This window comes from Bordetella sp. BOR01 (genome assembly GCF_019218885.1).
In the GTDB taxonomy this organism is placed as follows: domain Bacteria; phylum Pseudomonadota; class Gammaproteobacteria; order Burkholderiales; family Burkholderiaceae_B; genus Bordetella_A.
Genome location: NZ_JAHUWT010000003.1, coordinates 651,768 through 677,066 on the forward strand (window position 1 = coordinate 651,768; position 25,299 = coordinate 677,066).

Annotated in this window: 25 protein-coding genes; 9 read left to right on the plus strand and 16 right to left on the minus strand. The window is 63.2% G+C overall.

Going from position 1 to position 25,299, the window contains the following annotated elements; genetic code table 11:
- Positions 1 to 26 precede the first annotated feature (26 nt).
- On the minus strand, positions 27 to 977 hold the full coding sequence (gene pcaQ, locus KW845_RS17875) for a pca operon transcription factor PcaQ (RefSeq protein WP_218370682.1): 951 nt from the start codon (positions 975 to 977) through the stop codon (positions 27 to 29).
- 102 nt (positions 978 to 1,079) lie between these two features.
- Here pcaQ and pcaH point away from each other — a divergent pair, with 102 nt between their 5' ends.
- From pcaH to KW845_RS17920, 9 genes are all read left to right on the plus strand, one after another.
- Positions 1,080 to 1,796: a protocatechuate 3,4-dioxygenase subunit beta gene (gene pcaH / locus KW845_RS17880; protein WP_218370683.1), complete on the plus strand. Its 717-nt coding sequence runs from the start codon at positions 1,080 to 1,082 to the stop codon at positions 1,794 to 1,796.
- A gap of 3 nt (positions 1,797 to 1,799) precedes the next feature.
- Positions 1,800 to 2,390: a protocatechuate 3,4-dioxygenase subunit alpha gene (gene pcaG / locus KW845_RS17885; RefSeq protein WP_218370684.1), complete on the plus strand. Its 591-nt coding sequence runs from the start codon at positions 1,800 to 1,802 to the stop codon at positions 2,388 to 2,390.
- Positions 2,391 to 2,722: 332 nt separating this feature from the next.
- Entirely contained in the window at positions 2,723 to 3,739 is a 1,017-nt protein-coding gene (locus KW845_RS17890) for a tripartite tricarboxylate transporter substrate binding protein (RefSeq protein WP_218370685.1), read from the plus strand.
- A gap of 87 nt (positions 3,740 to 3,826) precedes the next feature.
- Positions 3,827 to 5,146: a Rieske 2Fe-2S domain-containing protein gene (locus KW845_RS17895; protein ID WP_218370686.1), complete on the plus strand. Its 1,320-nt coding sequence runs from the start codon at positions 3,827 to 3,829 to the stop codon at positions 5,144 to 5,146.
- Between the two features lie 17 nt (positions 5,147 to 5,163).
- Positions 5,164 to 6,153, plus strand: coding sequence for an ABC transporter substrate-binding protein (locus tag KW845_RS17900; RefSeq protein WP_218370687.1), 990 nt, complete (start codon positions 5,164 to 5,166; stop codon positions 6,151 to 6,153).
- A gap of 48 nt (positions 6,154 to 6,201) precedes the next feature.
- The gene (locus tag KW845_RS17905) at positions 6,202 to 7,173 is read left to right on the plus strand and encodes a PDR/VanB family oxidoreductase (protein WP_218370688.1); all 972 of its coding nucleotides are present in this window, start codon (positions 6,202 to 6,204) and stop codon (positions 7,171 to 7,173) included.
- 32 nt (positions 7,174 to 7,205) lie between these two features.
- Positions 7,206 to 8,390, plus strand: a complete 1,185-nt coding sequence (locus KW845_RS17910) for a Gfo/Idh/MocA family protein (RefSeq protein ID WP_218370689.1) — start codon at positions 7,206 to 7,208, stop codon at positions 8,388 to 8,390.
- An 88-nt stretch (positions 8,391 to 8,478) separates the two neighbouring features.
- A complete protein-coding gene (locus KW845_RS17915; RefSeq protein WP_218370690.1) occupies positions 8,479 to 9,030 on the plus strand; it encodes a MarR family winged helix-turn-helix transcriptional regulator in 552 nt (183 codons plus the stop codon).
- A gap of 524 nt (positions 9,031 to 9,554) precedes the next feature.
- Positions 9,555 to 10,544 carry a tripartite tricarboxylate transporter substrate binding protein gene (locus KW845_RS17920; protein ID WP_218370691.1) on the plus strand — a complete coding sequence of 330 codons (990 nt, stop codon included), beginning with the start codon at positions 9,555 to 9,557 and terminating at the stop codon, positions 10,542 to 10,544.
- Between the two features lie 37 nt (positions 10,545 to 10,581).
- Here the strand turns inward: KW845_RS17920 and KW845_RS17925 are convergent, their stop codons facing one another.
- The 15 genes from KW845_RS17925 to KW845_RS17995 all read right to left on the minus strand — a co-directional run bounded on the left by KW845_RS17925 (position 10,582) and on the right by KW845_RS17995 (position 25,210).
- Positions 10,582 to 10,911, minus strand: a complete 330-nt coding sequence (locus tag KW845_RS17925; protein WP_218370692.1) for a hypothetical protein — start codon at positions 10,909 to 10,911, stop codon at positions 10,582 to 10,584.
- Positions 10,908 to 12,257: an acyclic terpene utilization AtuA family protein gene (locus tag KW845_RS17930; RefSeq protein WP_218370693.1), complete on the minus strand. Its 1,350-nt coding sequence runs from the start codon at positions 12,255 to 12,257 to the stop codon at positions 10,908 to 10,910. Before KW845_RS17930 ends, KW845_RS17925 begins: the two co-directional genes overlap by 4 nt.
- A gap of 2 nt (positions 12,258 to 12,259) precedes the next feature.
- Positions 12,260 to 13,219, minus strand: coding sequence for a tripartite tricarboxylate transporter substrate binding protein (locus KW845_RS17935; RefSeq protein ID WP_218370694.1), 960 nt, complete (start codon positions 13,217 to 13,219; stop codon positions 12,260 to 12,262).
- A gap of 128 nt (positions 13,220 to 13,347) precedes the next feature.
- Positions 13,348 to 13,575, minus strand: coding sequence for a DUF2945 domain-containing protein (locus KW845_RS17940; protein WP_218370695.1), 228 nt, complete (start codon positions 13,573 to 13,575; stop codon positions 13,348 to 13,350).
- A gap of 63 nt (positions 13,576 to 13,638) precedes the next feature.
- Positions 13,639 to 14,436 (minus strand): IclR family transcriptional regulator, encoded by a 798-nt coding sequence (locus KW845_RS17945; RefSeq protein ID WP_218370696.1) that lies wholly within the window; start codon positions 14,434 to 14,436, stop codon positions 13,639 to 13,641.
- 72 nt (positions 14,437 to 14,508) lie between these two features.
- Positions 14,509 to 15,351, minus strand: a complete 843-nt coding sequence (locus KW845_RS17950) for an alpha/beta fold hydrolase (protein ID WP_218370697.1) — start codon at positions 15,349 to 15,351, stop codon at positions 14,509 to 14,511.
- A gap of 21 nt (positions 15,352 to 15,372) precedes the next feature.
- Positions 15,373 to 16,344: a tripartite tricarboxylate transporter substrate binding protein gene (locus KW845_RS17955; protein ID WP_218370698.1), complete on the minus strand. Its 972-nt coding sequence runs from the start codon at positions 16,342 to 16,344 to the stop codon at positions 15,373 to 15,375.
- A 163-nt stretch (positions 16,345 to 16,507) separates the two neighbouring features.
- Entirely contained in the window at positions 16,508 to 18,229 is a 1,722-nt protein-coding gene (locus KW845_RS17960; RefSeq protein ID WP_218370699.1) for an enoyl-CoA hydratase/isomerase family protein, read from the minus strand.
- Positions 18,229 to 19,860 (minus strand): AMP-binding protein, encoded by a 1,632-nt coding sequence (locus KW845_RS17965; RefSeq protein WP_218370700.1) that lies wholly within the window; start codon positions 19,858 to 19,860, stop codon positions 18,229 to 18,231. The genes KW845_RS17960 and KW845_RS17965 overlap by 1 nt, the downstream gene beginning before the upstream one ends.
- Before the next feature lie 16 nt (positions 19,861 to 19,876).
- Positions 19,877 to 20,848, minus strand: a complete 972-nt coding sequence (locus tag KW845_RS17970; protein WP_218370701.1) for a tripartite tricarboxylate transporter substrate binding protein — start codon at positions 20,846 to 20,848, stop codon at positions 19,877 to 19,879.
- Between the two features lie 23 nt (positions 20,849 to 20,871).
- The gene (locus KW845_RS17975; RefSeq protein WP_218370702.1) at positions 20,872 to 21,837 is read right to left on the minus strand and encodes a tripartite tricarboxylate transporter substrate binding protein; all 966 of its coding nucleotides are present in this window, start codon (positions 21,835 to 21,837) and stop codon (positions 20,872 to 20,874) included.
- Between the two features lie 59 nt (positions 21,838 to 21,896).
- Positions 21,897 to 22,754 carry an enoyl-CoA hydratase family protein gene (locus KW845_RS17980; RefSeq protein ID WP_218370703.1) on the minus strand — a complete coding sequence of 286 codons (858 nt, stop codon included), beginning with the start codon at positions 22,752 to 22,754 and terminating at the stop codon, positions 21,897 to 21,899.
- 49 nt (positions 22,755 to 22,803) lie between these two features.
- The gene (locus KW845_RS17985) at positions 22,804 to 23,547 is read right to left on the minus strand and encodes an SDR family NAD(P)-dependent oxidoreductase (protein ID WP_218370704.1); all 744 of its coding nucleotides are present in this window, start codon (positions 23,545 to 23,547) and stop codon (positions 22,804 to 22,806) included.
- Positions 23,548 to 23,571: 24 nt separating this feature from the next.
- Positions 23,572 to 24,315: an enoyl-CoA hydratase/isomerase family protein gene (locus KW845_RS17990; protein WP_370628270.1), complete on the minus strand. Its 744-nt coding sequence runs from the start codon at positions 24,313 to 24,315 to the stop codon at positions 23,572 to 23,574.
- A gap of 220 nt (positions 24,316 to 24,535) precedes the next feature.
- Entirely contained in the window at positions 24,536 to 25,210 is a 675-nt protein-coding gene (locus KW845_RS17995; RefSeq protein ID WP_218370706.1) for a TetR/AcrR family transcriptional regulator, read from the minus strand.
- Positions 25,211 to 25,299 lie beyond the last annotated feature (89 nt).

Below are 25,299 nucleotides of genomic sequence, written 5' to 3' on the forward strand. Positions count from 1 at the left end.
GCGGGCAGGGCAGCCTCGGCGGGCCGCTAGGCTTGCGCCAGGCGGGCCTGTTCGCGTTGCAGGCCCGCCTGGCGTATCGCGTGCAGCAAACTGATGGCGGCCGGCGATTGCACGATATCGGTGCGCTGGATCAAGCCCATGGGTTCATCCGTGCCGCCAAAAGGCATGGGCAGGCAAACCAGCGCATTGCGCGCCACCAGCGCCTCGACCAGGCTGGATGGCACGAACCATACCGCATCGTTGCGCATCGTCAGTTCCAGGCTCAGGGAAACCGACAAACTCTCTACCCGTGCCAACTGGCGCGGCAGCCCGAACGCGCTGATGACGCTTTCGGCCGACTGGCGTATCAGCGTACCCTCGGGCGGCACGATCAGCGGGTAGCGCGCCAGCGCCATCGGCACCAGCGCCCCCTCGCCCAGCAAGGCATGGCCGGCCCGCACCACCACCGTCAGCGGCTCTCGAAACAGATGCTCGAAGCTCATGCCGGCCATGGCATCCGGCTCGCCCAGGCGGCCCACGGCAAACTCGATGTCGGCCGCCTTCAGGCGTTCAAGCAGTTCCATGTTGCGGCCGGTGTGGATGCGCAGGCTGGCCATCGGCCAGGTCTGGCGAAATACCTGGATGGCCGCGGGCAGCAACACGCTGGCCACGGTGGGCAGGATACCCAGTCCCACGGTTATCGAATCGCCGGCGTCCGCATGGGCCAGTTGCCCAATGCCGTCGCGCAAGCTGCCCAGGCAGGCATGGGCATACGGCGCAAAAACCCGCCCCTCGCGGGTCAGTTCGGCACCGCGCCGCCCCCGCTCGAACAGGCGCGTTCCCAATAAGGATTCGAGTTCGGTCAGCGTCTTGGACACCGCCGGTTGGGTAATCGACAGCCGCTCGGCGGCCCGCTGCAAGCTGTTCGATTGGGCCACCGCCAGGAAGCACTGGATATGGCGCAGCTTGATATGGCCGCCGTGTAAAGGATTTTCCATAACTTTTTATGCAAACTCCCAGCATAAAACATCACTTACCATAACTTTATAGCCCTATTACAGTGACGGCTCAATCAATCTTGAGCAGCCGGAGTGTTTCCCATGGACGGTTCAACGCCACGTCACACGATCCTCAGCCCGCGGGATTGGGACGCGCATCCGCCTTACCGCCATCCCGACTACAAGTCGTCGGTATTGCGCAGCCCGACACTGCCCTTGATTCCCCTGCACGACTCGCTGAAGAACCGCCAGGTGCCGGTCTACGGCGCCAGCAGCCTGGGCGCGCTGGATCACGACCTGACCCGCAACGCCGCCAGGAACGGGGCCCCGCTGGGCGAACGCATCGTAGTCACGGGCCGGGTGCTGGATGAAAGCGGGCGTCCGGTGCGCGATACGCTGGTGGAAATCTGGCAGGCCAATGCGGCCGGCCGGTACGTTCATAAAGGCGATCAGCACGATGCGCCGCTGGATCCGAACTTCCTGGGCGCGGGCCGCTGCCTGACCGACGGCGAAGGCCGCTACCGCTTCCTGACCATCAAGCCCGGCGCCTATCCCTGGGGCAACCATGCCAATGCCTGGCGCCCGAACCATATTCATTTCTCGTTGTTTGGCGACTACTTCGGATCGCGCCTGGTCACCCAGATGTATTTCCCCGGCGACCCGCTGCTGAAGCTGGACCCCATCTTCCAGGGCACGCCCACCGATGCACGCGAGCGCCTGGTTTCGCGATTCTCGCTGGAGGCCACCCAAGAGGGCTTTGCACTGGGCTATGAGTTCGACATCGTGCTGCGCGGCGCGCGGCAAACCCCCACGGAGTAAGCCATGTCCGTCCTGAAGCAAACGCCTTCGCAGACTATCGGCCCCTTCTTCGCGTACGGGCTGTGTCCCGAGCAATACCATTTCGACCTGAAGAGCCTGTTCACGCCCGTGCTGGCGCATCGCCACGCCGCGGGCCAGCCCATCACGATCGAGGGCCGGGTCTACGATGGCAGCGGTGCGGCCGTGACCGACGCCATCATTGAAATGACGCAGGCCGATGCGGCGGGCCAGTATGCGCATTCATTGGAAGACAATGAGGCAAGCGGGTTCCATGGCTTCGCTCGTGTGGGTACCGGCACCGATCCGCAAGCACGCTTCATCGTCGAAACCATCAAGCCCGGTGTCACGGGCCCCGCATCGGCTCCGCATATCGATGTCATCGTCATGATGCGCGGCATGCTGCTGCATGCCTACACCCGCATCTACTTCGAAGACGATGCACGGGCCCACGCCTACGATTCCGTCCTGGCGGCCGTGCCGCCAGAGCGCCGCGCCACGCTGATCGCGAGGCGCCTTCCGCATACCCAGTGTGTTGCATACCAGTTCGACATCCATTTGCAGGGCACAGACGAAACCGTGTTCTTCGATGTGTAAAGACAGGCGCAGAACCCTGGAAATTCTCGCCGCGATAGTCCGCCGCTTCAGCTAGTTTCCACGCTATCGCAGCATCGTGCGCGGCCGACCCGTGGCGTGCACGCCACGCCCGCGCAGCCGCCTGCAGCGGGCCCGCCGCGCTTGCGCGGACGCGGCACAACGCGAAAAAAAACATCCCAAGAAAAACAATTCCATACGGATCGATGCGTTGAATTATTCTTAGCTATCTAATATTATTCAACGGCACGCCAAAACATCGCCACTTGCGCAAAGCCGCAAAAAAAAGGCGTATTCCATCTAAGAACGTGCCACGAAAAAACGGAGAGAGACTCATGATTAAAGACCGATCAGCACTACGCCTTCAGGGCTGTAGCATCGTCCTGGCTTCGCTGCTAAGCGCCGTGCTGGCGCTTGCGGCGCCCTCTGCCGCGCAGGCAAACGAGCAGGCCGCGCAGTTCCCTTCACGCTCGATTCGATTCATCGTTCCCTACGCGGCAGGCGGCCTGCCCGATACGGTTGCGCGCGTGGTCGCCCAGGGCCTTACCATCAGCATGGGCCAACCGGTGGTGGTGGAAAACAAGCCCGGCGCCAACGGCGTGGTCGCCGCGCAAACACTCAGCAGCAGCCCGGCCGACGGGTATTCGTACCTGGTCACCGACGGGTCGATGATGTCCATCAATCCGTCGCTGTACAAAGACCTGCCTTATGACCCCAAGCGCGACTTCATGCCGGTTTCCCTGATCGCCACGTCGCCGCTGTTCCTGGCCACCAGCACGCAAACCGGCATCAACTCGCTGCAGGATTTCGTGGCGCGTGCCAAGGCCCAGCCGGGACAACTGAACTATGGCTCGTCGGGCATCGGCAGTTCACACCACCTGACCATGGAGGCCATGAAAATCGCGTTGAAACTCGACGTGACCCATGTGCCGTTCCGGGGGTCGGGCCAATCGGTGCCCGCCATGATAGGCAACCAGGTGGACGTGGTGTTCGCCGCCCTGCCTTCGCTGTCGGGCTTCGCCGACAAGGGCCAGGCGAAGATCCTGGCCACCAACGCCGGCCAGCGCTCTGCGCTGGCGCCCGATATCCCGGCAATCTCCGAGCTCATTCCCAACTTCAACTTTGCCGTCACGGTGGGCGCGCTGGCCGCCACGGGCACGCCCGATTACGCCGTGCAGAAAATCAGTGCCGCCATTGCCAAGGCGGTCAAGGACCCAGCCGTGGTCAAGCAGTTCAACACGCTGGGTATCGAGCCCGTGGGCGGCACGCCCGCCCAGTATGAAGCTGCCATCGACGACGAAGCCAGACGCTATCAAAGCGCGATCCAGGCCGCCGGCATCAAGGCCGACTAGCCGAGCCACGGCGCCGCGCGGGGGACTGCACCCGGCTCCCTCGCGCGGACGGCCCCTCGCGCCTCATATCGACAGGAAGGAATCCGTATGTTGACCACCGAAGAGAACGAACTGCTGTGCCGAGTCGTCGGCGACGCGCCCATGGGCCAATTGATGCGCAGGCACTGGACCCCCATCTGTCTTAGCGAAGAAGTCAGCGAGCCGGACGGCGACCCGGTGCAGGCGCGCGTGCTGGGCGAAGACCTGGTGGTGTTTCGCGATACTGACGGCCGGGTCGGCGTCATGGACGAATACTGTCCGCATCGCCGTGTGTCGCTGGTGTATGGCCGCAACGAAGAATGCGGCCTGCGCTGCCTGTACCACGGCTGGAAGATGGACGTCGAAGGCACGGTGATCGAAATGGTCTCCGAGCCCGCGGCCAGCACCATGGCGCAGAAAGTGAAGCACAAGGCCTACAAGGTGCAGGAATGGGGCGGGGTCATCTGGGCTTACATGGGGCTGCAAGACGACATTCCTGAGTTCAACCCGCCCTCGTGGGCGCCCACGGCGCAGACCAAAGTCAGCATCGCCAAGGTGCTCATTCCCTGCAACTGGGCGCAGATCCTGGAAGGCGCGATCGATTCCGCGCACAGCTCCAGCCTGCACTCGTCCGATTTCGTGCCGGCCCGCGTCGGCGGCGCCGAGGCCACCGACAAGAACTGGCTGCGTCCTTCCACCGACAAGGCGCCGAGACTGCAAGTACAGCGCACCTCGTTCGGCTTTCGCTATGCCGCCATCCGCCGGCCCATTACCAACGCCGCGCAGAACGACTACGTGCGGTCCACCGTGTTCGTGGCGCCGGGTACCGTGTTGATCCCGCCCAACAATCTGTACAACGTGGCGAACGTCAACGTGCCCATTGACGATACGCACACGGCGTTCTATTTCATCGCCTGGGGCGAGAAAACCACCACGCCCGATACCGAGACCTGGCGCAGGTTCCTGGGCACCAGCGTCGGCATCGACCTGGATGAGCGCTACCGGCCGCATCGCAATACCGGCAATCGCTTCTGGCAAGACCGCCAGGCCATGAAAGCCGGCAACTTCACCGGCATACGGGGTTTTCCGAACCAGGACATTGCCATGTGGGTCACCATGGGGCCGATCGCCAACCGCCCGGAAGAGCGGCTGGGCGCCAGCGACCTGGCCATCGTGGAGTTCCGGCGCCAGATGCTCGATGCCGTGCAGGCGTTCCAGAAAGGCGAACCCGCCATCGGTACGGGCGACCTGCGTATTCCGGCCGATGTCTGCTCGTTCCAGGCCATCGTTCCCAAGACCACCGACTGGCGCGAATTCTCGGTGCAGCCAGCCGGCGCACGGCCCAGCCACGACCCGCTACTGGCCGGTAATTACCAGACCACCGCTTGAACCCAGGAGAAACCACGTTGGCCAAGCTACCACTTTCCATCGCCATGGGCGACTACGACCGCAACCGCGCGCTGTACGACGGCGCCGTGCAGATTGACGGGGTGGACCCCGCCTTCATGTTGCTGAACCCCGAAGAAATGTTCTTTCGCGCGTTCCGCTTCCAGGACTTCGATATCAGCGAACTGTCATTCAGTAGCTATCTGGTCAAGCACGCCCGCGGCGACTGCCCCTACATTGCCTTGCCGATTTTCCTGTCACGCGCGTTTCGCCATACGTCGATCTATGTACGCAAAGACCGCATCCAATCGCCGCAAGACCTGAAAGGCAAGCGCATCGGTATTCCCGAATACCAGTTGACCGCCAATGTGTGGGCACGCGCGCTGCTTGCCGACGACTATGGCGTCAAGCCGTCCGACGTCACCTGGGTGCGCGGCGGCATCGATCAACCGGGCCGCCCCGAGAAGATCAAGCTGCAATTGCCCGCCGACGTGAAGATGGTAGACGCTCCGGCGTCCACCACCATCTCGGACATGCTGGACCGCGGCGAGATCGAAGGCTTCATGGCCCCCCGCGCGCCGTTCGGCGCCGCGCGCGCCAACCCCGACGTAGGCTGGCTGTTCGATGACCCGACGGCCGTGGCCAAGGACTATTACCGGCGCACCGGCATTTTCCCCATCATGCACGTGGTGGGCATACGCAAGGCCCTGGCCCAGCAGCATCCATGGCTGCCAGGCGCATTGCTGAAGGCATTCGAGCAATCGAAGGCACTGGCGCTGGCCAAGCTTGAAGACACCTCGGCCACCAAGGTTACCTTGCCGTTCGTCGAAGAGCAGTTGAAGGCGGCGCGCGACACGCTGGGCGAGAACTACTGGGCCTACGGGGTCGATGCCAACCGGGCCACGCTGGAAGCGTTTACCCACCATCATCACGCACAGGGGCTGTCGGCCCGGCACGTGGCGGTGGACGAGCTGTTTCACCCCAGCACCTATGAAACCTACAAGATCTAGGGCCTGTGAACAGGCCCTGGGCCGGAACATCCGCGCAAGGACACTGCCATGACTGAGTCTGCCCACGGCGCAGAAGCCCTGATGCCGCTGCGCATCGCCAGCATCGTCGATGCGGCCGACGGCATCCGTTCGTTCGAGCTGCGCCCGGCCAGGGGCGGCGAATTGCCGCCCTTCACACCCGGCTCGCATATCAAGGTGCAAGTGCCCAACGGTGAACTGCGCAAGTATTCGCTGTGCAACGATGCCGCCGAGCGCGACCGCTATGTCATCACGGTCAAGCGCGATGCGCAGGGCCGCGGCGGTTCCATCAGCCTGGTGGACCTGGCCTCGGTGGGCGATACGCTGCCCACGTCCCTGCCCGACAACGCGTTTGCGCTGGTCGACAATCCGGGCAGCCTGATCTTCATTGCGGGCGGTATCGGCATCACGCCCATTCTTTCCATGATCCGCTCGCTGGGCGAGCCGCCCACGGTGCCCTGGAAACTGTACTACCTGAGCCAGGCGCCCGCCGGCACGGCCTTCCTGGATGAACTGGGCAACCCCGCGCTGAAGGCATCCGTGCGCATACACCACGATCACGGCGATCCCGCGCAGTCGCTGGACCTGTGGCCCGTGCTCGAGAAACCCAACCGCGGCCATGTGTATTGCTGCGGCCCGCGCGGGCTGATGGAGGCCGTGCGCGACATGTCCGGCCACTGGTCTCCCGGAAGAATCCACTTCGAGAGCTTCCTCGAGGGCGGGGCAAGGCAACCCGACGACCAGCCGTTCACGGTGGCGCTGGCGCGATCGGGCGGCGAGCTGCAGGTGCCGGTGGGCAAGTCGATCTTGTCGGTGCTGCTGGAAGCCGGCGTGCGCGTGGGCCATTCCTGCGAAAGCGGAACCTGCGGTTCATGCCGCACCGGCCTGCTGGCCGGCACGGCCGACCATCGCGACATGGTGCTCTTGCCGGACGAGCAGGACAGCCAGGTCATGGTCTGCGTATCGCGCGCAAGCTGCGAAAAACTTGTGCTGGACCTGTAGCCCGCGGCCCACACGAATTCGGAATCCCACTCATGGCCATTGCCCCCCTTCGCCTGGGCGTCATCGGACTGGGCCGCGCGTTCTCGCTGATGTTGCCGTCTTTCCGGGAAGACCCCCGTGTGCAGCTGGTCGCGGCGTGCGACCCCCGCCGCCCCGCCCGCGAGCAATTCACGGCCGACTTCCAGGGCCCGGCCTACGAATCCGCCGAAGCGCTGATCCGGGACCCCCTGGTGCAGGTCGTGTACGTGGCCAGTCCGCACCAGCATCACGCCGACCATACCCGGCTGGCGGCCGCGCACGGCAAGCATGTGCTGGTCGAAAAACCCATGGCGCTCAGCCTGGCGGAATGCGACACCATGATCGCGGCCTGCGAGGCCGCCTCGGTGCACTTGGTGATAGGCCACTGCCACAGTTTCGATACGCCATACCTGCAATGCCGCGAGCGCATTGCGCGCGGCGAGTTCGGGGCCGTGAGGATGGTGCATGCGCTGAACTACACCGACTATCTCTTGCGGCCGCGCCGTCCCGAAGAGCTGGCCACCCGGGAAGGCGGCGGCGCAGTGTTCAGCCAGGCCGCCCACCAGGTCGATATCGTGCGCCTGCTGGTCGGCCGGCGCCCCGCCCGGCTACGCTGCGCGCTGGGAAACTGGGACCCGGGGCGGCCCACCGAAGGCGCCTATAGCGCGCTGCTGTGGTTCGATGGCGGCGCCTACGCCTCGTTGAACTATAACGGCTACGCGCATTTCGACTCCGATGAATGGATGGACTGGGTCGGCGAAATGGGCCGTCCGAAAGACCCGGCCGATTACGGCGCGGCGCGCCGCAAGCTGGCCGGCCTGGGCCCTGCGCAAGACGAAGCCGCCCTGAAAGCGGCCGGCACCTATGGCGGCCCGCTGTACAGCGCACCCGCGCCCGGTGGGCCACAGGCCACGCACCAGCACTTCGGCAGCATCCTGGTGTCGTGTGAACAGGCCGACTTGCGGCCGATGCCCACCGGCATTTTCGTCTATGGAAACGCACGCCGCGAGTTCCTGCCCTTGCCGGCACCGGCTGCGCCGCGCCTTGAGGTGGTCGACGAGCTGCATGACGCCATCTACCGCGACCGCCCCGCGCTGCACGACGGACGCTGGGCCAAGGCCACGCTGGAAATCTGCCTGGCCATGCTGCAATCCGACGGCGCCGGCTCGGACATACCGCTGCGCCACCAGGTAGCATGACACCAGGTCCGCGGCGCCGGCAATTTGGCGGCTGGCGCTTTGCGGTATCATTTTCCGCGACCTTCCGACTCCATCACGCTGCCTGCGCATGACTTCCAAAGAAACGAGAAAAGTACTGGCCCATTGGCGCGAGGCAGTTCCGCACGACCGCCTTGCACACCTGATCAAGGACGCCACTCGCGCCTTGGTGCGTGGCCTGCAGATGCGCCTGTCGGATCACAACGTCTCGTTCGGGCATTGGGCGTTCCTGCGCATCCTGTGGGAACAAGACGGCCTGACGCAACGCGAACTCAGCGAACAGGCCGGCGTCATGGAACCCACCACTTATGCGGCCATGAAAGCGATGGAAGCGCTGGGCTATATCGAACGCAAGCACCTGCCGGGCAACAACAAGAACATCCACGTCTTTCTCACGCGCAATGGCCGGGCCCTGAAAAAAAAACTGATCCCGCTGGCCGAAGAAATCAATGCCATCGGCACTCGCGGCCTGACCGGCACCGAAGTCAAGACCGCGCGCAAGGTATTGCTGGCCATCATTGCCAATATGGCAGACGACGAGGCCTCCATGGAAAACGCCGAACGGCGCGTGGTGTCTACCCGCGAGTTGTCGCGACGCATCAACGAGACCGCCGAATCCTGAGCCGGGCCAGTGCCCCGGCCCGCTCTACCGCCCGGCCCGCCGCCTAGCGGTACGTCATATCGACCACGTACCTGCGTGGGCCGCTCGCCTGGGCCGAATGGTCCTGCAACGGCCGGACCGTCACATCAGCGTACGGGACTTGCGACGATGACGGCACCGACACGCTTTCCGGCGTGCTGCAATCTGCCGTGACGTTGGGCGCCCCGCGGCGAATCTGGACAGCCGCCGTGCAGGCAGCCGGAACCACAATACTGCCCACGAAGTGTATTCGCCCGCCTGTGGCCCATGCCGGCGTGGTCAACGCCGCTCCTAACATACCGACCCACAGTGCTCGCATGACTTCCATGTCTGCTCCTTGCGTTTAGTGGAATCACGTATGCGCAGTAACGCGCCCGTCTACCGTATCTACGTCACCAGGCTATCCCAGCTTAAGTCTCGCAATCAAAAGGATAGGGAAAATGCCTCGGAAAATTCAGATGAAGATCAGGTACGCTCTTGCTTCTATTCTTATAAGGACTGCAACGATGCGTGCCAACTTACGCGCCCATAAATTCGCCGGACTGACCCTTGCGCTGGGCTTGTCGGCCTTTGCCGCCCCGGCACAATCGGCCGACGACTATCCGTCCGCGCCGGTCACCATGATCGTGGGCTGGGCGGCCGGCGGGCCCGCCGACGGCGTTGGCCGCATGGTGGCCGCGGAAATGAGCAAGCATCTGGGCCAGGCAGTGGTGGTAGACAACCGCGGCGGGGCGGGCGGCAATATCGGCTCGGTTGCCGCCGCGCGCGCCAGGCCCGATGGCTACACCATCATGCTGGCCACAGTGGCCTCGCACGGCCTGAATTCGGCGCTGTACGACAACATCGGCTATGACCCCATCAAGGATTTCGCGCCGGTGGGGCTGGTCAATACGTCGCCATCCACGATGCTGGTGCCGCTGGATTCCCCCTTCAAAACGGTGCAAGACTACGTGGCGCAAGCACAACAGAACCCGGGAAAGCTGACCTATGCCTCGGGTGGCGTAGGTTCATCTCAACACTTGGCGGGCGCCAGCTTCAAGACACGCACGGGCATCGACATCCTGCATGTGCCGTTCAAGGGCACGGCGCCGGCACTGACCGATGTGATGGCCGGCCGTGTCGACATGATCATCACCACCGGCGCCATGGCGCCCATCGCTTCGGGCAAGGTGCGGCCGCTGGCCATCACCGCCAAGGCGCGTATTTCCGCCCTGCCGCAAGTGCCCACCTTCGACGAGGCAGGCGTCAAGGACTTCTATATGGAATCGTGGTACGGCCTGGTGGCGCCCGCGGACACCCCGCGCCCGATCCTGGTCAAGCTCAATGAGGCCCTGGCCAAGACCCTGCAAGACCCCGATTTGCGCAAGAAGTTCGTGGACATGGGTTCGGTACCCGCCGAGCCCATGTCCATCGATGCCTACTGGGACATGGTCCGGAAAGGCATGGGCGAGGCCGCCGAGCTGGTGCAGATTTCCGGCGCCAAGGCAGAAAAGTAGCGTCGCCTGCGAAACGCCGGCCGGCCAGGCCGGCGGATCACCGCCCAGTGTGCGACGACTGATCCGGCAGCGCGATATCCTGCATGATGTACGACAGCGTCTTGCCATGCGCGTCCATGGCCAGGGAAATCGTCACACCGCCGCCCAGTGCGTTTTCGATGACGAAGTTCAGCGCGCGCATCCTGGGAAGCTCGTAGCGTGTCACCGGTCCGGCTGCCACGTGCCGATAGGCCTGCATGACCCGCTCGACGGTCAGCTCGCGCCGCAGCACATCCCAACCTGCCGCGTCGTAGGCAATGACCGAGACATTCGAGGTATTTCCCTTGTCGCCGGCGCGCGAATGGCCCAGCTCGTAGACCTTGATCATGCCGGGGCTCCTTCCATGATGATCTCGGGGCGGACATACTCGCGCGGCAGCAACAACGACCTGACGCCTATCACCTGGCGCACCGACTGGGTGCCGCCGCCGCCGCCCGCCGGCCCGTTCACGTTCAGCGTGCGCACCTCGAAGCCCACCGCCTCGGCAGCCTTGCGATCGGCGGTGCGGGCGGCCACGCGCAACCTGACCTCGTAGGGCTCTGGCCGGCCCGGCAGATCGCCATGCAGGCTGGATACGCCGATATAGTCGACCCGGATCTCGGGATAGCTGTAGCTGCGCAGCGCCAGCCGTTCGCGCACGATCTGTTCCGACATGCGGGCGCGGCCCAGCGCGTTCGGCCCGGCATAGCCGACCTCGCCCTCGCCTATCCACCCATCGTGATAGCCGACCACCACCTTGTAGGTCGGCGTGCGCGCACGGGCCTGGGCGCCGTGCATGTCGACCCGGTCATTGCCGGCCTGGCGGAACTCGGCCTGGGTAATGTCCAGCACGCAGTCCGGCGTAATGTAGTTGGCGGGATCGTGCATCTCGTATAGCGCCTGCTCGGTGCAGGTGGCCACGTCCAGCCGGCCGCCCGACCCATCCACCTTGCCGAAGCTGACGTTTCCGGCGGCGTCTACATCGGCATAGGGAAACCCGATGCGGGCCATGTCGGGCACGAACTTGCGCGGCAAGTCGGCAAAGCATCCCCCCGTCAGTTGGGCCGCGCACTCCAGCAGGTGGCCGGCAAAGGTGCCGGCCGCCAGGCGCGGGTAGTCGTCGTAAGACCAGCCCAATCCGTGCAGCATGCACCCCAGGAACAGCGATGGGTCGGCCACCCGGCCCGTCACTACCACCTGCGCGTTGCGGCACAGGGCCTCGTTGATGACATCCGCCCCCAGATACGCATTGGCGGCCGCCAGGCGCGGCAACAGCGACTCCACGGGTTCGCCATTGTCGAGCAAGCGAAGCTGGGGGTTGGCTCGGATGATCTCGGTGACATCATCACCGATGACAGCGGCGACCCCCGGCGCGGCCAGGCCCAGCTCAAGCGCCTCGGCGCGAATGGCGCGCGCGGCGGCGACCGGATTGGCTGCCCCCATATTGGTGACTATTCGTATGCCGCGCCGCAGGCACTCGGGCAGCACCAAGCGCATGCGATCGACAAGATACGGCGTGTAGCCTGCCTGGGGGTTCTTCAGGCGCGCCAGCGTTTCACGCGCAATGGTGCGTTCGGCCAGGCACTCGAATACCAGGTAGTCGATGTCGCCGTGGCGGGCGAGTTCCAGGGCCGGCTCGAAGCGGTCGTCGGAAAAGCCGGAGCCTGCGCCGACGCGTATGCGGTGCTTGGCCATGCCTATTCCGGTTGAATGCCGGCGGCCTTGATGATCCTGGCCCATTTTTCGGTTTCCGAGGCCTGGAACTGCTTCAACGTTTCGGCATCGCCGAACGACACTTCGGTACCGGTCTTGTCCATCAGTTGCTTCAGCCCGGAGGAATGGATGGCACGCTCAAGTAGTTCGCTCAACCGCGCCGTGATCTGGGGCGGGGTATTGCGCGGTAGATAAGCGGCGGTCCAGTACGACATTTCGTAGTCCTTGAGGCCCGCCTCTTCCATGGTGGGCAGTTTGGGCAGAATATCCAGCCGGCGCGCACTGGTCACCGCCAGGCCCCGCAGCTTGCCGTTGTTCACCAGGCTGACCGCCGATGAGGTATCGACGAACATCACCTGGATCTGTCCGCCCAGCAGGTCGGTCAGCGCAAGCGGATTACTTTTGTACGGGATGTGCGTCAGGTCGGTGCCCGAGAGCTGCTTGTACAGCTCGGCCGACACGCGCGACGAGGAACTGCCGCTGCCGAAATTCAGCTTGCCGGGTTCGCGCTTGGCCAACGCCGTGAACTCGGCCACCGTGGCAGCCGGAAAATCAGGCCGGGTCACCATCACCAGGTAGCCTTTGCGCAGCAGCGCCACGGGCGTGAAGTCCTTGACCGGGTCGTAGGGCAGGTTCTTGTATAGATGCTCTGCCGCCGCATGGGTGCTGTTCGTGGTCAGAAGCATGGTGTAGCCATCGGGCTCGGCGTTGGACACGGCCTGGGCGGCGATGAAACCGTTGCCGCCTGGCCGGTTCTCGACCACCACCGTGACCTTGTCCAATTTCGACATGGCCTCTGACAACGCGCGCGCGACCTGGTCGGTACCGCTGCCGGGACCAAAGGGCACAACCATCTTGATGGGCTTGGACGGATAGGTGTCCGCAACTGCCGGCTGGACTGCCGCCAGGAACATCGCCGCGCACAACGGGAAAAGCCGTTTCATGAAGTCTCCTTTGGGCAGCGGCTGAGGGGCAATGAGATCGAACCCACCGCCGCTTGAGTTGTACCGGCAGTGTAGAAAAGGTAGTGGGCGCCATGGTGGCGGCCGGCCTGCCCGAGAGAACGGCCGCGTCATGCCGGGCCACGGCCACGTACATGCCTGAGCACTTCGCCCCGATGAGCCGCGATGTGGTCCGTCTTGTCGCTCTTGATCTCGTATTGGGGATGGTCTTTCGAGGCACGATGCGTATGCCCCTTGTAATCGAAATCATCAGTGTGAACGGAGACTATCGTGCCCGTCACCCGGCCCGCTTCGGAATTCCAGCTTACGTGATCGCCAACTTTGAACGCCTTGGTCATGTCGTCGTGCTCCCAAGCGCCAGTACAGGCCGTAAGTTCCACCATACAACATAAGCGGCGATCTTATCTATTGACAGGCGGCTCTCGGGTGCGGCTGGCCTGGCTGTTCAAGACTGCAGCAATGAGTTCCGCCTTGTGCCGAAGGGATTGCGCCATCGATTCGATCATCGGCGGGTCCATGATATCGGCAACCGCCGCAATGCTGAGCGATCCACAAGGCTTGCCCTGTCCGTCTTGAATGGCGGCCGCCACTGAACGGGTCCCGGGCCGCAACCCTTGGCTGGCGTAGGCATAGCCGTGATGCCTTGCGAATTCGACACGTTCGATGACCAGACTGGAGGTGACTCCCCAATGAGGATATCGGCTCCGGTTCTCATCGATGATGCTTTCGCACTCTGAAGCATCCAGTGCGGCCAGGTAGGCAATACTGCCGATAACGGTCCCAAGCGGGCGGCGGGAACCTTCACTGATCGACAGTACCTTGCGCCCGGATGTGCCGATCTCTCTGTGAATGCAGACCGAGTCCGCGTGGCTGCGCACTGTCAAATAGACGGACTCCCTGAAGTCGCCGACCAGTTGACGCATATGGCCTTCTGCGCATCTTCTGAGATCTGAATGGTGGGTGCGTGCCAGACCCAGCAGGGTTATTTCCCGTCCCATACGGTACCGCCTGCCGTCAGGCGCCAACTCGACGGCCTGTTCCGCCAATAGCGCGTGCAACAGGCGTCTGGTCGCGCTGTAGCTAAGGCCCAGCTCGTCGCTGATCTCCGAGGTCCTCAACCCTCCTTCCTGGCTGGCGGCGATGACCCTCAGGATGGCGATAGTCCGTGAAACACCACGGTAAACCGAGTCGTCAGTCATGGGATCGAAAATAGGTTCCGCCATGCCAAGGACGGAACCGGATCAGCGAAAGCCCGTCTTTCCCTGCGACACTCACTCGTGCGCAGCGATTCCGTCGTGCTGGCATGCAAAATGCAGTACTTCTTCGGCGCAAGCCCGGGCCATCAGAAACTGAATAGCATGGAACTTGCTGGGAAGCCCGATGTACTTGATGCCGGGAATTTTAGCCTTGATGATGGCTTCATCCGTTCCGGTGATGGTTCCGGCGACGGGGTACAGTCCCAGCGTGGGCACCGACACCTGATCGAGCAAAGGTTCGATATCCGCCTTGGCCGCCAGGCGCGACAGCGCGATCAATGAATCGGCGTGGGTTTCGCCCATCATGTCGGCATACCAATCCTGCATGCCCCGCTCGGCGTCGGCGGGGAAGCGCAAGCTGCCGTTGATCTCGTGAGCCCACGCCTGGGTACCGAGTTCGGCGATCGCGGCTTGCCAGCTTTCCCGCCCGCACGCAAAGGTTTTCTGTGTAGCGGCCGAGATACGTAGCGGCGCGGCAATCAAAGACAGGGTGCGCAGTTTTTCCCGATGAACGACAGACAACGCCACACCCAGCATGCCGCCCAGCGATTCGCCGCAATAATGCACCGGGTTGCCACCCCCCACGTGGTCTACCACGGCGGCCAGGTCGGATACCAGGTTATCGACGGTCATGCCGGTGGCAAGATCGAAATCGCGTCCCGATTTTCCCAGCCCGCGCAGGTCGGGACGCACGACTCGGTAGTGCCGCGCCAGATAGGGTACCCAGCGGTACCAGAGTTCAGCCGATCGACCGAAGCCATGCTGCAGGATCAGCGTCGGGGAATTTTTCCAGGGGTCGGTGTAATCGTCTACGAGATAATGCAGCGAGGGGTGGTCTTTGCGTTCCAGATACGGCATTCGATTTCCTTACATGTACGGTTATTGAGGCTGGATACCCGCGCTCTTCGCGACCGCGGCCCACTTGTCGATTTCTTTATCCACATAGATCTGGAACTCATCCGGACCCATGCCTTCGATTTTCAAACCCAGGCGCTCGATCTGCTGCTTGACCTCGGGGGCCGCCAGCGCCTTGTTCACTTCGGCATAGAACTTTTGCATCACGCTCGGGGGTGTGCCAGCGGGCGCAAAATAGCCATACCACGACGAGATTTCCACGGGCACGCCCGACTCCCGCAGTGTGGGAACATCGGGAAATGCCGGCCAGCGTTCTTCACTCGTGACGGCCAGCGCCTTGACCTTGTCGGCCGCCACCAGGGGAACGGACGACAAGACATTGTTGAAGAAAAAGTCGACTTCGCCGGCCACGATCGCCTGGGTAGCCGGCGCCGCACCGTTGTAAGGGACATGCAGCGCGTCCACCTTCGCCGCGCTTTTGAGCAGCTCGCCGGCGAAATGGTTGACCGTGCCGATCCCCGTCGATGCATAGGCGAGTTTTCCGGGCTCTTTTTTCAGCAGTTGCAGCAATTCCGGAAAAGTGTCGACAGGCAGGGTTTTCTTTGCCAGCAATACAACAGGGCCGCTGGCCACATTGGCAACCCCATGCATATCTTCCCGGGGATCAAACGGCAAGTTCGACCGGATGGCCGGATCCATGGCAAATGAACTCGCCGTCATAAGCAGCGTATAACCGTCCGCGGCAGAGCGCGCCACTTGGGCCGCTCCGATCGAGCCGCCCGCTCCGGGCTTGTTCTCGATGATTATTTGCTGCCCAAGCGAAGCGCTCATCGACTTCGACAGAATCCGCGCCAGCGTGTCCACCGGACCGCCCGGAGGAAATGGCACGACCACATTAATCGGTCGTTCGGGATACTGTTGGGCCTGGGCCGTACCTCCCGCGAGCAAAACGGAAGTGATCGCCAGCAGCCTGTATGCTGTTTTGATTCTTGACATGGCTGTCTCCTCATGAACTGGTCGTTCCAGTCTAGAGGTCGGGTCTAGCCGTCCTCAAGCGCGATAAGCGCACTTTTTCCGATAGGCGGAAAAACTTGAAGAAGCACCCAGCCGCCTGGGTAAGGTAGAAGCCGGCGAAAACGAGCCTGACATACTGCCCGTCTCAGCCGCCAGCATCCTTCTTGGCTTGGCAAGCCACCTGATACATGGGGCCTCCCAACGTCGCGGGAAACAGGCCTGCCCCCACCATCGCCACATCCACATCAGAAGCCCTGGCGACACACCGCATTTCCAGCAACCGCGCGCCTTCCTGCGCCATGCGGCCCATGGCAACACGCACCGCCTCGTTGGCGGCCTCGGTGACAGGGCCTTCAGGCTCGACGCATCGATTTTCCGGCAATACGCCAGACAGCAACACGTCGACCGCCGATTTGCCGAAGCCGATCTGCCGCAAGGCACGGCCGATATCGACAGGATCCAGCCCAGCTTCGGCGCATTGCGCCAAGCACGACCTGGCCTGCTCGACCACCAGCTCCCATATCGGCGCCCGTGCCCCCCGGGTCAGTACGGCCTTTCCGCCCCGATCGCGCACGTAGCGAACCACCGCCGCCAAGTTCGCATCGGCTCTATCCGGCTGCTGGATCTCGGCCAATTTGCCAACCGGTGCGCAATACAGGCGCAACGCATCACGCGCCATTATGTCGACGGACGCGTCGCCGATCCGCGCTTGCCCTCGTATCAACGCCACCATGGTTTCCGCCCGGATGTAGTGCCCGGCCGCGCGCAGCAGCTCTCGCTGCACAGTCTCGTCGTCGGCATCCACCACGATGAGATCCGCGCCGACCAGGGCCCGCAACGCCGCGTCGTCGTCGTCGGCACCCGCTACCGCGCTGGATTGCTCGACACGCCAATTACCGGTGCAATCCAGCAGAACCGTGATTTCTCCCGCTTCCTGCATGCTTGCCGCCAGCCAGCCGGTTCGCTCGGGCACGGCGGCGTGGCGCACCCGCGTCGCGCGGCCGATCCTGCAAGACGGCACAGTGGCCGAGTCGGGTTTTCCGGCCTCGCGTTCCGCAAAAAAGAGATAACGCAACGCGGCTGCCTCGTCGGACTCCATCAATTCGCGCGTCGCTTCGTCGGTCAGCCGGACGGCTTCTTCAAACGGCAGGGTGACCCCCGCCTCGACGCAGGCCAGGATGGCGGCGCGAGCCCGCCCCGGCGCCAACCCGCGGCGGCATTCCCGGAAAAACTCGGCCCCCCCGTCCGCCGGCACGGGCAGGTCGCGGGCGCGCCTCACCGATTGGCCGCGTGCCGCTATTGCACGTGCATAGGCGATACCGCCTGGCAGAGGCGCTGCGTCGATGACGGCATCTATCAATCCACTGGCAAGCGCCTCGCGGGCGCCGGTCATGGCTCCGTCCAGCATCATCCGCACCGCGGACTCAAGGCCGACGAGGCGCGGCAGCCGCAGCGTCGCCCCACCCCCTGGCAACAGCCCCAGCCGAACCTCCGGCAACGCCAGGCGGGCCGATGCCGTCGCCAGACGGTAATGACATCCCAACGCCAGTTCAAGTCCGCCGCCGAGCGCCAGCCCGTCAATCACTGCGACGACCGGCTTGGCGATCTGGTCGAGCAGATGCGCCAGCTGTATGGTGCGAGGGTAAGCCCAGTATTGCGGCGTATTGATCTGGCGCAGGTCGGCGCCGCCGCAGAAGACGCCCCCCGCGCCGGTAATGACGATCGCCTTGACGGCGGGGTCGGCCTGCGCGCGGTCCAGCCCCGCGGCCAACGCGATGCGCAGCTCGATGCTCAAGCCATTGACGGGAGGATTATCCAGCGTAAGAACAGCCACTTCGCCATCGACCGTATAGTGTGCCGTATTCATTACGCTTCCCGTTGTGGTTCGGCAGCCAAGGCGGCCCGCAATGCCACTTTCTGCACTTTGCCGTTGGCGCTGCGCGGCAGCGTCTGCACGACGTGCAGCCTCTCTGGCCAATACTGCCGCGCCACCCCGCGGGTGCCCAGGAACATCCGCAGGGCTTCCAGGTCGAGCGTCGCTCCATCCCGGCAGATGACCACCGCGCAGCAGCGTTCTCCCAGCCTGGGGTCGGGAACGCCCACGACGACCGCTTCCAGAATGCGCGGGTCTTCGTACAGCACATTCTCGATGTAATGGACCGGAATGTTCTCTCCGCCGCGAATGATGATGTCTTTGACCCGCCCGGTAATATGCAGGTAGCCGCACTTGTCCAGGACAGCCAGGTCCCCGGTATCGAACCAGCCATCGACGCGCGGGTGCGCACTCGGGCCGGCCGTGCCGACGTATGCCGGGCTCATGAATGCACCCTGAACCAGCAGCCGCCCCTCTTCGCCAGGCAAAGCGGGCGCACCATGCTTGTCCAGCACCTTGACGCGCATGCCAGGCTGAGGCAGTCCATCCGTCTCGGCACGAACGGCTTGCGAATCTTCCAGCCTGGACAGCGTGACCACGCCGTTCTCTGTCTGCCCCCATCCGCGCAGCACTCTCAAGCCGGGCAACCGCTGTTCCGCCTCTCGCACCAGGGCCATGGGAATCGGGCCGCCTCCGCAACGAAAGATGCGCAAGGAGGACAAGTCATGCTGATCCATGGCCGGAGAGCGCAACAGGTCCAACAGGAATGTCGCGCTACCGCTCGATATTTCGATGCGGTGACGGGCGACCAGCGCTGCGAACGCACCGGGGTCCCAGACATCCTGCAATACGGCTGTGCCGCCGATCTGCACAGGCAACCTGACGCCGTTGAGAAAACCCGTCTGGTGCCCCAGGGTCGATGCCATGTGCAGCACGTCCGCTTCATCCAACTGCAGGGAACGGGCCATTGCCAGCTGGGGCGCCAGCAAAGTGTTATGAGTATGCAGGATGCCCTTGGGCTCGCCTGTGGTTCCCGAGGTGAAAACCAGTTCGGCTATCTCATTTGCCCCCGGACGCATCACGTCTATCGCACGGCGCGTCCTGGCCTGGTCGTTGCCAGAGGCGATCAGATCGTGCCACGAACGCATGCCGGGCAAGGCGTTACCCACCACGATGCAATCTTCAGCTTGCAACAGGCCACTGGCCATGCGTGCGTAATCGAAGCCACGGAACACATCGGCGACCACCAGGTACCGCGCCTGCGCCACCTTCAGCATCATGGCTACATCGCGCTCGCGGCTGATCGGCGTAATCAGGCACGTCACCGCGCCAAGGCGAACCAGCGCCATATGCAACACCGCAAACTCTATCCAATTGGGCAACTGGACCGCCACCACGTCGCCACGACGCAGCCCGCTTTGATGCAGGCTTAGCGCCACACGGTAGCTGTCGGCCTGCAACGTCGTGTAGTCGATGCTGCTCCGGCTGTCGATGAAAGCCGTGCGTTGCGGAGCACGTGCGGCGTGCTCGTCCAGGTAATCAATGATCAGCCGTTCGTTCCATACGCCCTGCCGGCGATAGGCATCGGCCTCGGCAGACGGGAAAGCGGGAATGTTCCAGGCCATGAAAAATGCTTGCTCCTCAGTCTGTTGCCGAGATCTGCTGCTCGGCGGCGACTTTGCGCCAACGAGCAATGTCGTCCCGGATCAGGTGGGCGAACGTCTGCATGGACTCGCCATTGACCTGCGCCCCCATGTCGCCCAGGCGCTTGCGGAATCCCGGGTCCCCCAGTAAAGAACCAATGTCGGCCGCTATACGATCGAGCACCGGCGAGGGAGTACCCGCCGGGCTGAATATGCCGACCCAGGTGGATGTATCGAAATCGGCATAACCCGACTCCGCCACAGTGGGAATGTCGGGAGACAGGTTCAGCCGGGTACTCGAGCTGATGGCCAGCGCCCGTAGCTTGCCGGCTTGCACGAACGGCAACGTCGAGTTGACATCGCCGAACATAAGATCGGTCTGCTTGCCCAGTGTCGCTGTCAGTGCTGGCGCCGTGCCTTTGAAAGGGACATGAACCATCTGCATGCCCGTCAGGCTGATCAACAGCGCCATGCCCATGAAGGGAGTCGTCGCCGTTCCGCTGGACGCATATGTCAGCTTGCCCGGCTCACGCTTGGCCTGACGCACCAGTTCGGCCAGGTTTTGCGCCGGCACCGCGGGATTCACCACCAGCAAGTTCGGGATCGACAGCACCCGTATCACAGGCGTCAGATCCCGCAACGGATCAAACGGCAATTTGCGCAGAGCGGGCGAAATCGATATTGAGTTCGACGTGATCAGCAGCGTGTATCCGTCCGGCGGCGCGCGCGTCACGAATTCAGCCGCTATATTGCCGTCCGCTCCCGGCCGATTCTCGACAACCACGGGCTGCCCCCAGCGCCGGGTCAGGGCATCGCTCAGAAGGCGGGCCGTTGCATCCACGGAGCCACCGGGTGAAAACGACACGATCAGGCGCACGGGCTTGTCGGGATAGCCGGCGGCATGAGCAGCCCACCCCGCCGAGGCTATTGCCACGGCCGCGCCATACAGGAACCTTCTCGTCCAGGACATGGCAGGTCTCCTTGCTGCGGTGTTCATTCGGGCTGGAAGCCTGCCTCACGCAGGGTCTGAGCATAAGAGGCCAGTTGAGCCCGGGTGAATTCGGCCAAGCCTTGTGATGTCGAGGCCTCTGGAAAGAACTGCTGTGCCATCAATTGCCGGCGCACATCCTCGCGCCCGAGAGCCCGGTTGATCTCGTTCGACAGGCGCGTGACGATTTCCTCTGGCACGCCAGACGGCCCGTATATGCCTGCCCACAGCGTGATCGAGAAGTCCGGCAGGCCGGCTTCTGCCATCGTGGGCACATCGGGTGCTCCCGGACTGCGCTCTGACAGAGTCGTCACCAGCGCGCGCAACTTGCCTTCGCGCGCATAGCCTTGCGCCGCACTGGGCGTGGCAAACATCAACTGCACGCGATTGGACACGACGTCGATCAGCGCTGCGGGTTCGCCCTTGTAAGGAACATGCGTCATCTTCACCTTGCCCGCCAGCGACAGCATCTGGGCCATGGCCACCATGCCGCCGGTATTGCCAGTCGCGTAGGTCAGTTTTCCCGGATTGGCACGCGCGTAGTCCAGTACCTGGCCCAGTGACCTGAATGGCAAGCTGTCATTGACCCAAAGAAATGACGAATAACGCCCCACCAGAGAGATCGGCGTGAAATCCCTGGCCGGGTCATAGGGTGGTGCTTTGTGCATGGCTGGCGCCGCCGCCATGGGACTGTTCGTGCCGAACAGCAGCGTGTAGCCATCGGCGGTTGCCTTGGCGACATAGGCGCCGGCGATAGCGCCGTCGGCGCCCGGCCGATTCTCCACCACGATGGACTGCCCGACCGATTCGGACAACGCAGCCGCAAGAATGCGGGCCACGACATCCGTGGCCGAGCCTGCAGGAAGAGGCAGCACCAATTTGACGGGACGCTCGGGATAGCCGGCCCACGCCAGCCCCGACAGCAAAGCCAGCACCGTACACAGCAAGAAGCGTCGGAATGGGTATTGCATGGCGTCTCCTCCATTGCATTGCTACCCGGCCAGGCCTGCGCGCACAGAACGCCCTGGTCTCAATTTCCCTGGAACACGGGCTTTCGCTTTGCGACGAATGCCTCGTAGGCGCGCTCGTAGTCCTGGGTCTGCATGCAGATCGCCTGGGCTTGCGCCTCGGCCTCTATCGCGTCATCGATACTCATGCTCCATTCCTGGTGGATGCAGCGTTTGGTCATGGCGTGGCCGAATGTCGGCCCGTCGGCCAGTGCCGCCGCCATCTCCTGAGCGTCCGCCAACAGTGTCTCCGCACCGCACAGGCGGTTGTAGAACCCCCAACGCTCTGCCTCTTCGCCATTCATCGAGCGGCCCGTATAGAGCAGTTCCGCCGCGCGGCCCGCACCGATGATGCGCGGCAGGATGTTGCAAGCCCCCATATCGGCGCCGGCCAGCCCCACCCGTACGAACAGAAACGCAACCTTGCTGGCGGCCGTGCCCAGGCGCAGGTCGGATGCCATGGCCAGGATGGCGCCGGCACCGGCGCATACGCCATCCACCGCCGCGACGATCGGCTGGGGGCAGGCGCGCATGGCTTTCACCAGGTCACCCGTCATGCGAGTGAATGCCAGCAGGCCATTCATATCGCCGTTGCGCTGCATTTCCACCAAGGGCCCGATGATTTCGTGTACATCGCCGCCCGAGCAGAAATTGTCCCCCGCCCCCGTGATCACCACGGTCTTGATCTGGTCGGCATAGACCAGATTGCGGAAAAGATCACGCAACTCTGCATACGACTCAAAGGTCAGGGGGTTCTTGCGTTCGGGGCGATTCAGCGTAATGGTCGCCACCTTGCCGTCCAATTGCCATTTGAAATGGCGCGGCTGATAGTTGGCAAAGTTCAGGCCTTGGGGGCTGAAAAGATCGGAGGTGGCTGTCATGATGTTTCACTTGCTAGTGGAAAAGGAAAAATGCTCGCGCAACCGCTGCCTAGCCCACCATCGTGAGGCCGCCGCTCACGCTCAGGACCTGTGCGGTCACATAGTCGGATTCGGCGCCGGCGAAGAACAGAATCGCGTTGGCGGTTTCCTCGGGCTTGGCCAAGCGCCGGAACGGTATGGCTTTCACCAGCGCCTCCTTCAGCTTTTCCGGCTGCGCATGGAAAAGCGGCGTATCGGTAGGGCCGGGGCATATGCAGTTGACATGGATCTGGTAACGCGAGATCTCTCGGGCCAGCGACTTGGTGAAGGCGATTACACCGCCCTTGGCGGCCGCATAGACCGTTTCCCCCATGCTTCCCACCCGCCCGGCATCGCTGGCGATATTGACGATCTTGCCCCGGTTCGCCGCGATCATCGATGGCAGCAACGCCTGTGTCAGCAGCACCGGGCCGGCCAGGTTGATGCTCAAGACCTTGTCGATGAATTCAGGCGTGTTGTCGATGAATGGCTGAATCCGGTCCCATCCAGCGGTATTGACGATGACGTCGATATTCCGGTGCTTTTCCAGTACCTGGGCGGCAGCCTGCAAGACAGAATCCCGGCTCTCCAGGTCCAGGTAGAAGTATTCAACGGATCCGGCAGCCTCGGGCTGCGCCACCAGGCGCGCGGCCCCTTCGCGGTCGATGTCCAGCGCACACACGTGCACGCCTTTGCGAACCAACGCAAGCACCGTCGCTTTGCCGATACCCGAGGCCGCTCCAGTGACCACCGCTACATTCTTTTCGTTGGACATGCCCGTTCCTTCGTCTATGTGGAATTACCTGTCGAGGAAAGCCGCAACGCGTCGTCGTGTGTCGGCGTTGCTGAAGAGTGCTTCAGTCGCATCGAGCTCGGCCTGGAACCCATCGCGCGAGGCGTCTGCGGCCAGCGCAATGCAGGCCTTGGCCGCGGCGAGCGCGGCCGGGGCAAGATCGGCGATACGGCATGCGATCTGCCGCGCATGGTCGGTCAACTGCAAGGCAGGCACCGACCATTGCACCAATCCAAGACGACAGGCGGTCTGGCCGTCGACCACCTCGCCTCCCAGGATCAGCCGCGAAGCGGTGCCCTTGCCGCACAGCCAGGACAGCCGCTGGGTACCACCGGCGCCCGGCAGCAGGCCCAGGCGCGCCTCGGGCAATCCCAGGCTGGCTTCGTGCGCGGCGATCCTCAGGTCGCAGCACAACGCCATCTCCAGTCCACCGCCCAAGGCGGCGCCGCCAATCTCGGCCATGGTGACTTGCGGCAACGCTTCCAGTCGCGCGAAAAGATCATGGAAGCGCCGGATGTCGGCCACCATCGCCTTCGCGCCGGCGGGCTCCGCGAAGTGACTTTGAATCTGCGCCAGGTCGGCTCCGGCGCAGAAGGTCTTGGCAGAAGACCGAACCCACAGCACCGACCAGTCGTTTCGCGCGGCTAGCTGGTCCAGCACGGCATGGAAACAATCAATCCAGGTGTTGTTGATGGCGTTGACCGGCGGCCGCGCCAATGTGGCGGTCGCGATGCCGGCATGTACGTTCACTTCGATCAAGACGCGACTCCCGTGCAGTTCCGGCACCCAAAAAGAATGAACAGTCATTCATTAATCAGGGCGAAATTTGGCTTGCACGCAAAAGCAAGTCCAGGCGGCGATCAAAAATAGAATGAATGATCGTTCATTTACTCGGCCGAATTCTGGCACGCGCGATAGTGCGGTGTCAATACCGCACTACTCCCCCATCGTGCCCTCGCTTCTTGCCGCCTTACAGAGCAGGACGCTGCCGCTGATAGACGCGCCGGCCTCGCACCGTCAACACGGGGCCCAGCATCAGGTCCAGCCCGCGGTCGACATAGGTGTCCACGCTCATCATTCCCCTAAAGCGCCAGGACTTGAGCGCCCATGCATGCGAAAACATGACGAGCTGGTACGTCATGAGCTCGATATCGATCGTTTTCTCGAAGATACCGGCGTCAATGCAATCTTGTATGCATGCCGCGATCAGCGCATTGCTGTCCAGCTCTTTTTGCTGGATGGCGACCCGCCTTTCCTTGCGCAGGGATTTGGTTTCACGGTATGCCAGCACAGTAGCGTTGGCGTTGCTGTCATTGACATGGCAATACGCATGCACGGCGGCGCGGAACCGCTCGAGCGGATCTTCCAGGCCTTCCAGGGCCTTGGGAATCTCTTGCGCATACGTATCCAGCACGGTCAATAGAGCCAGGAAGAGGATGTCTTCCTTGTCTTCGACGTACTGATAGATCAATCCGATACTGACCTTGGCAGCCTGTGCAATCTCCCGGATGGTGGTGACGTGGTATCCATGCTGGCCAAACAAGTCTATGGCCGCATTGATGAACTGACTGCGCCGTTTGGCCACAAGCTCAGGAGCGTCGACCTTGCTCTTGACAGTACCTTGGGGGTTGGTGGGTAGATCCATGTATCGGAATAGGCGCCAGCGGCGCTTTGGACAAAAGGAAATGGTTGGAAGTGTTCCGGTTCGGCAAGTCTATGCCTACAATGACCGCT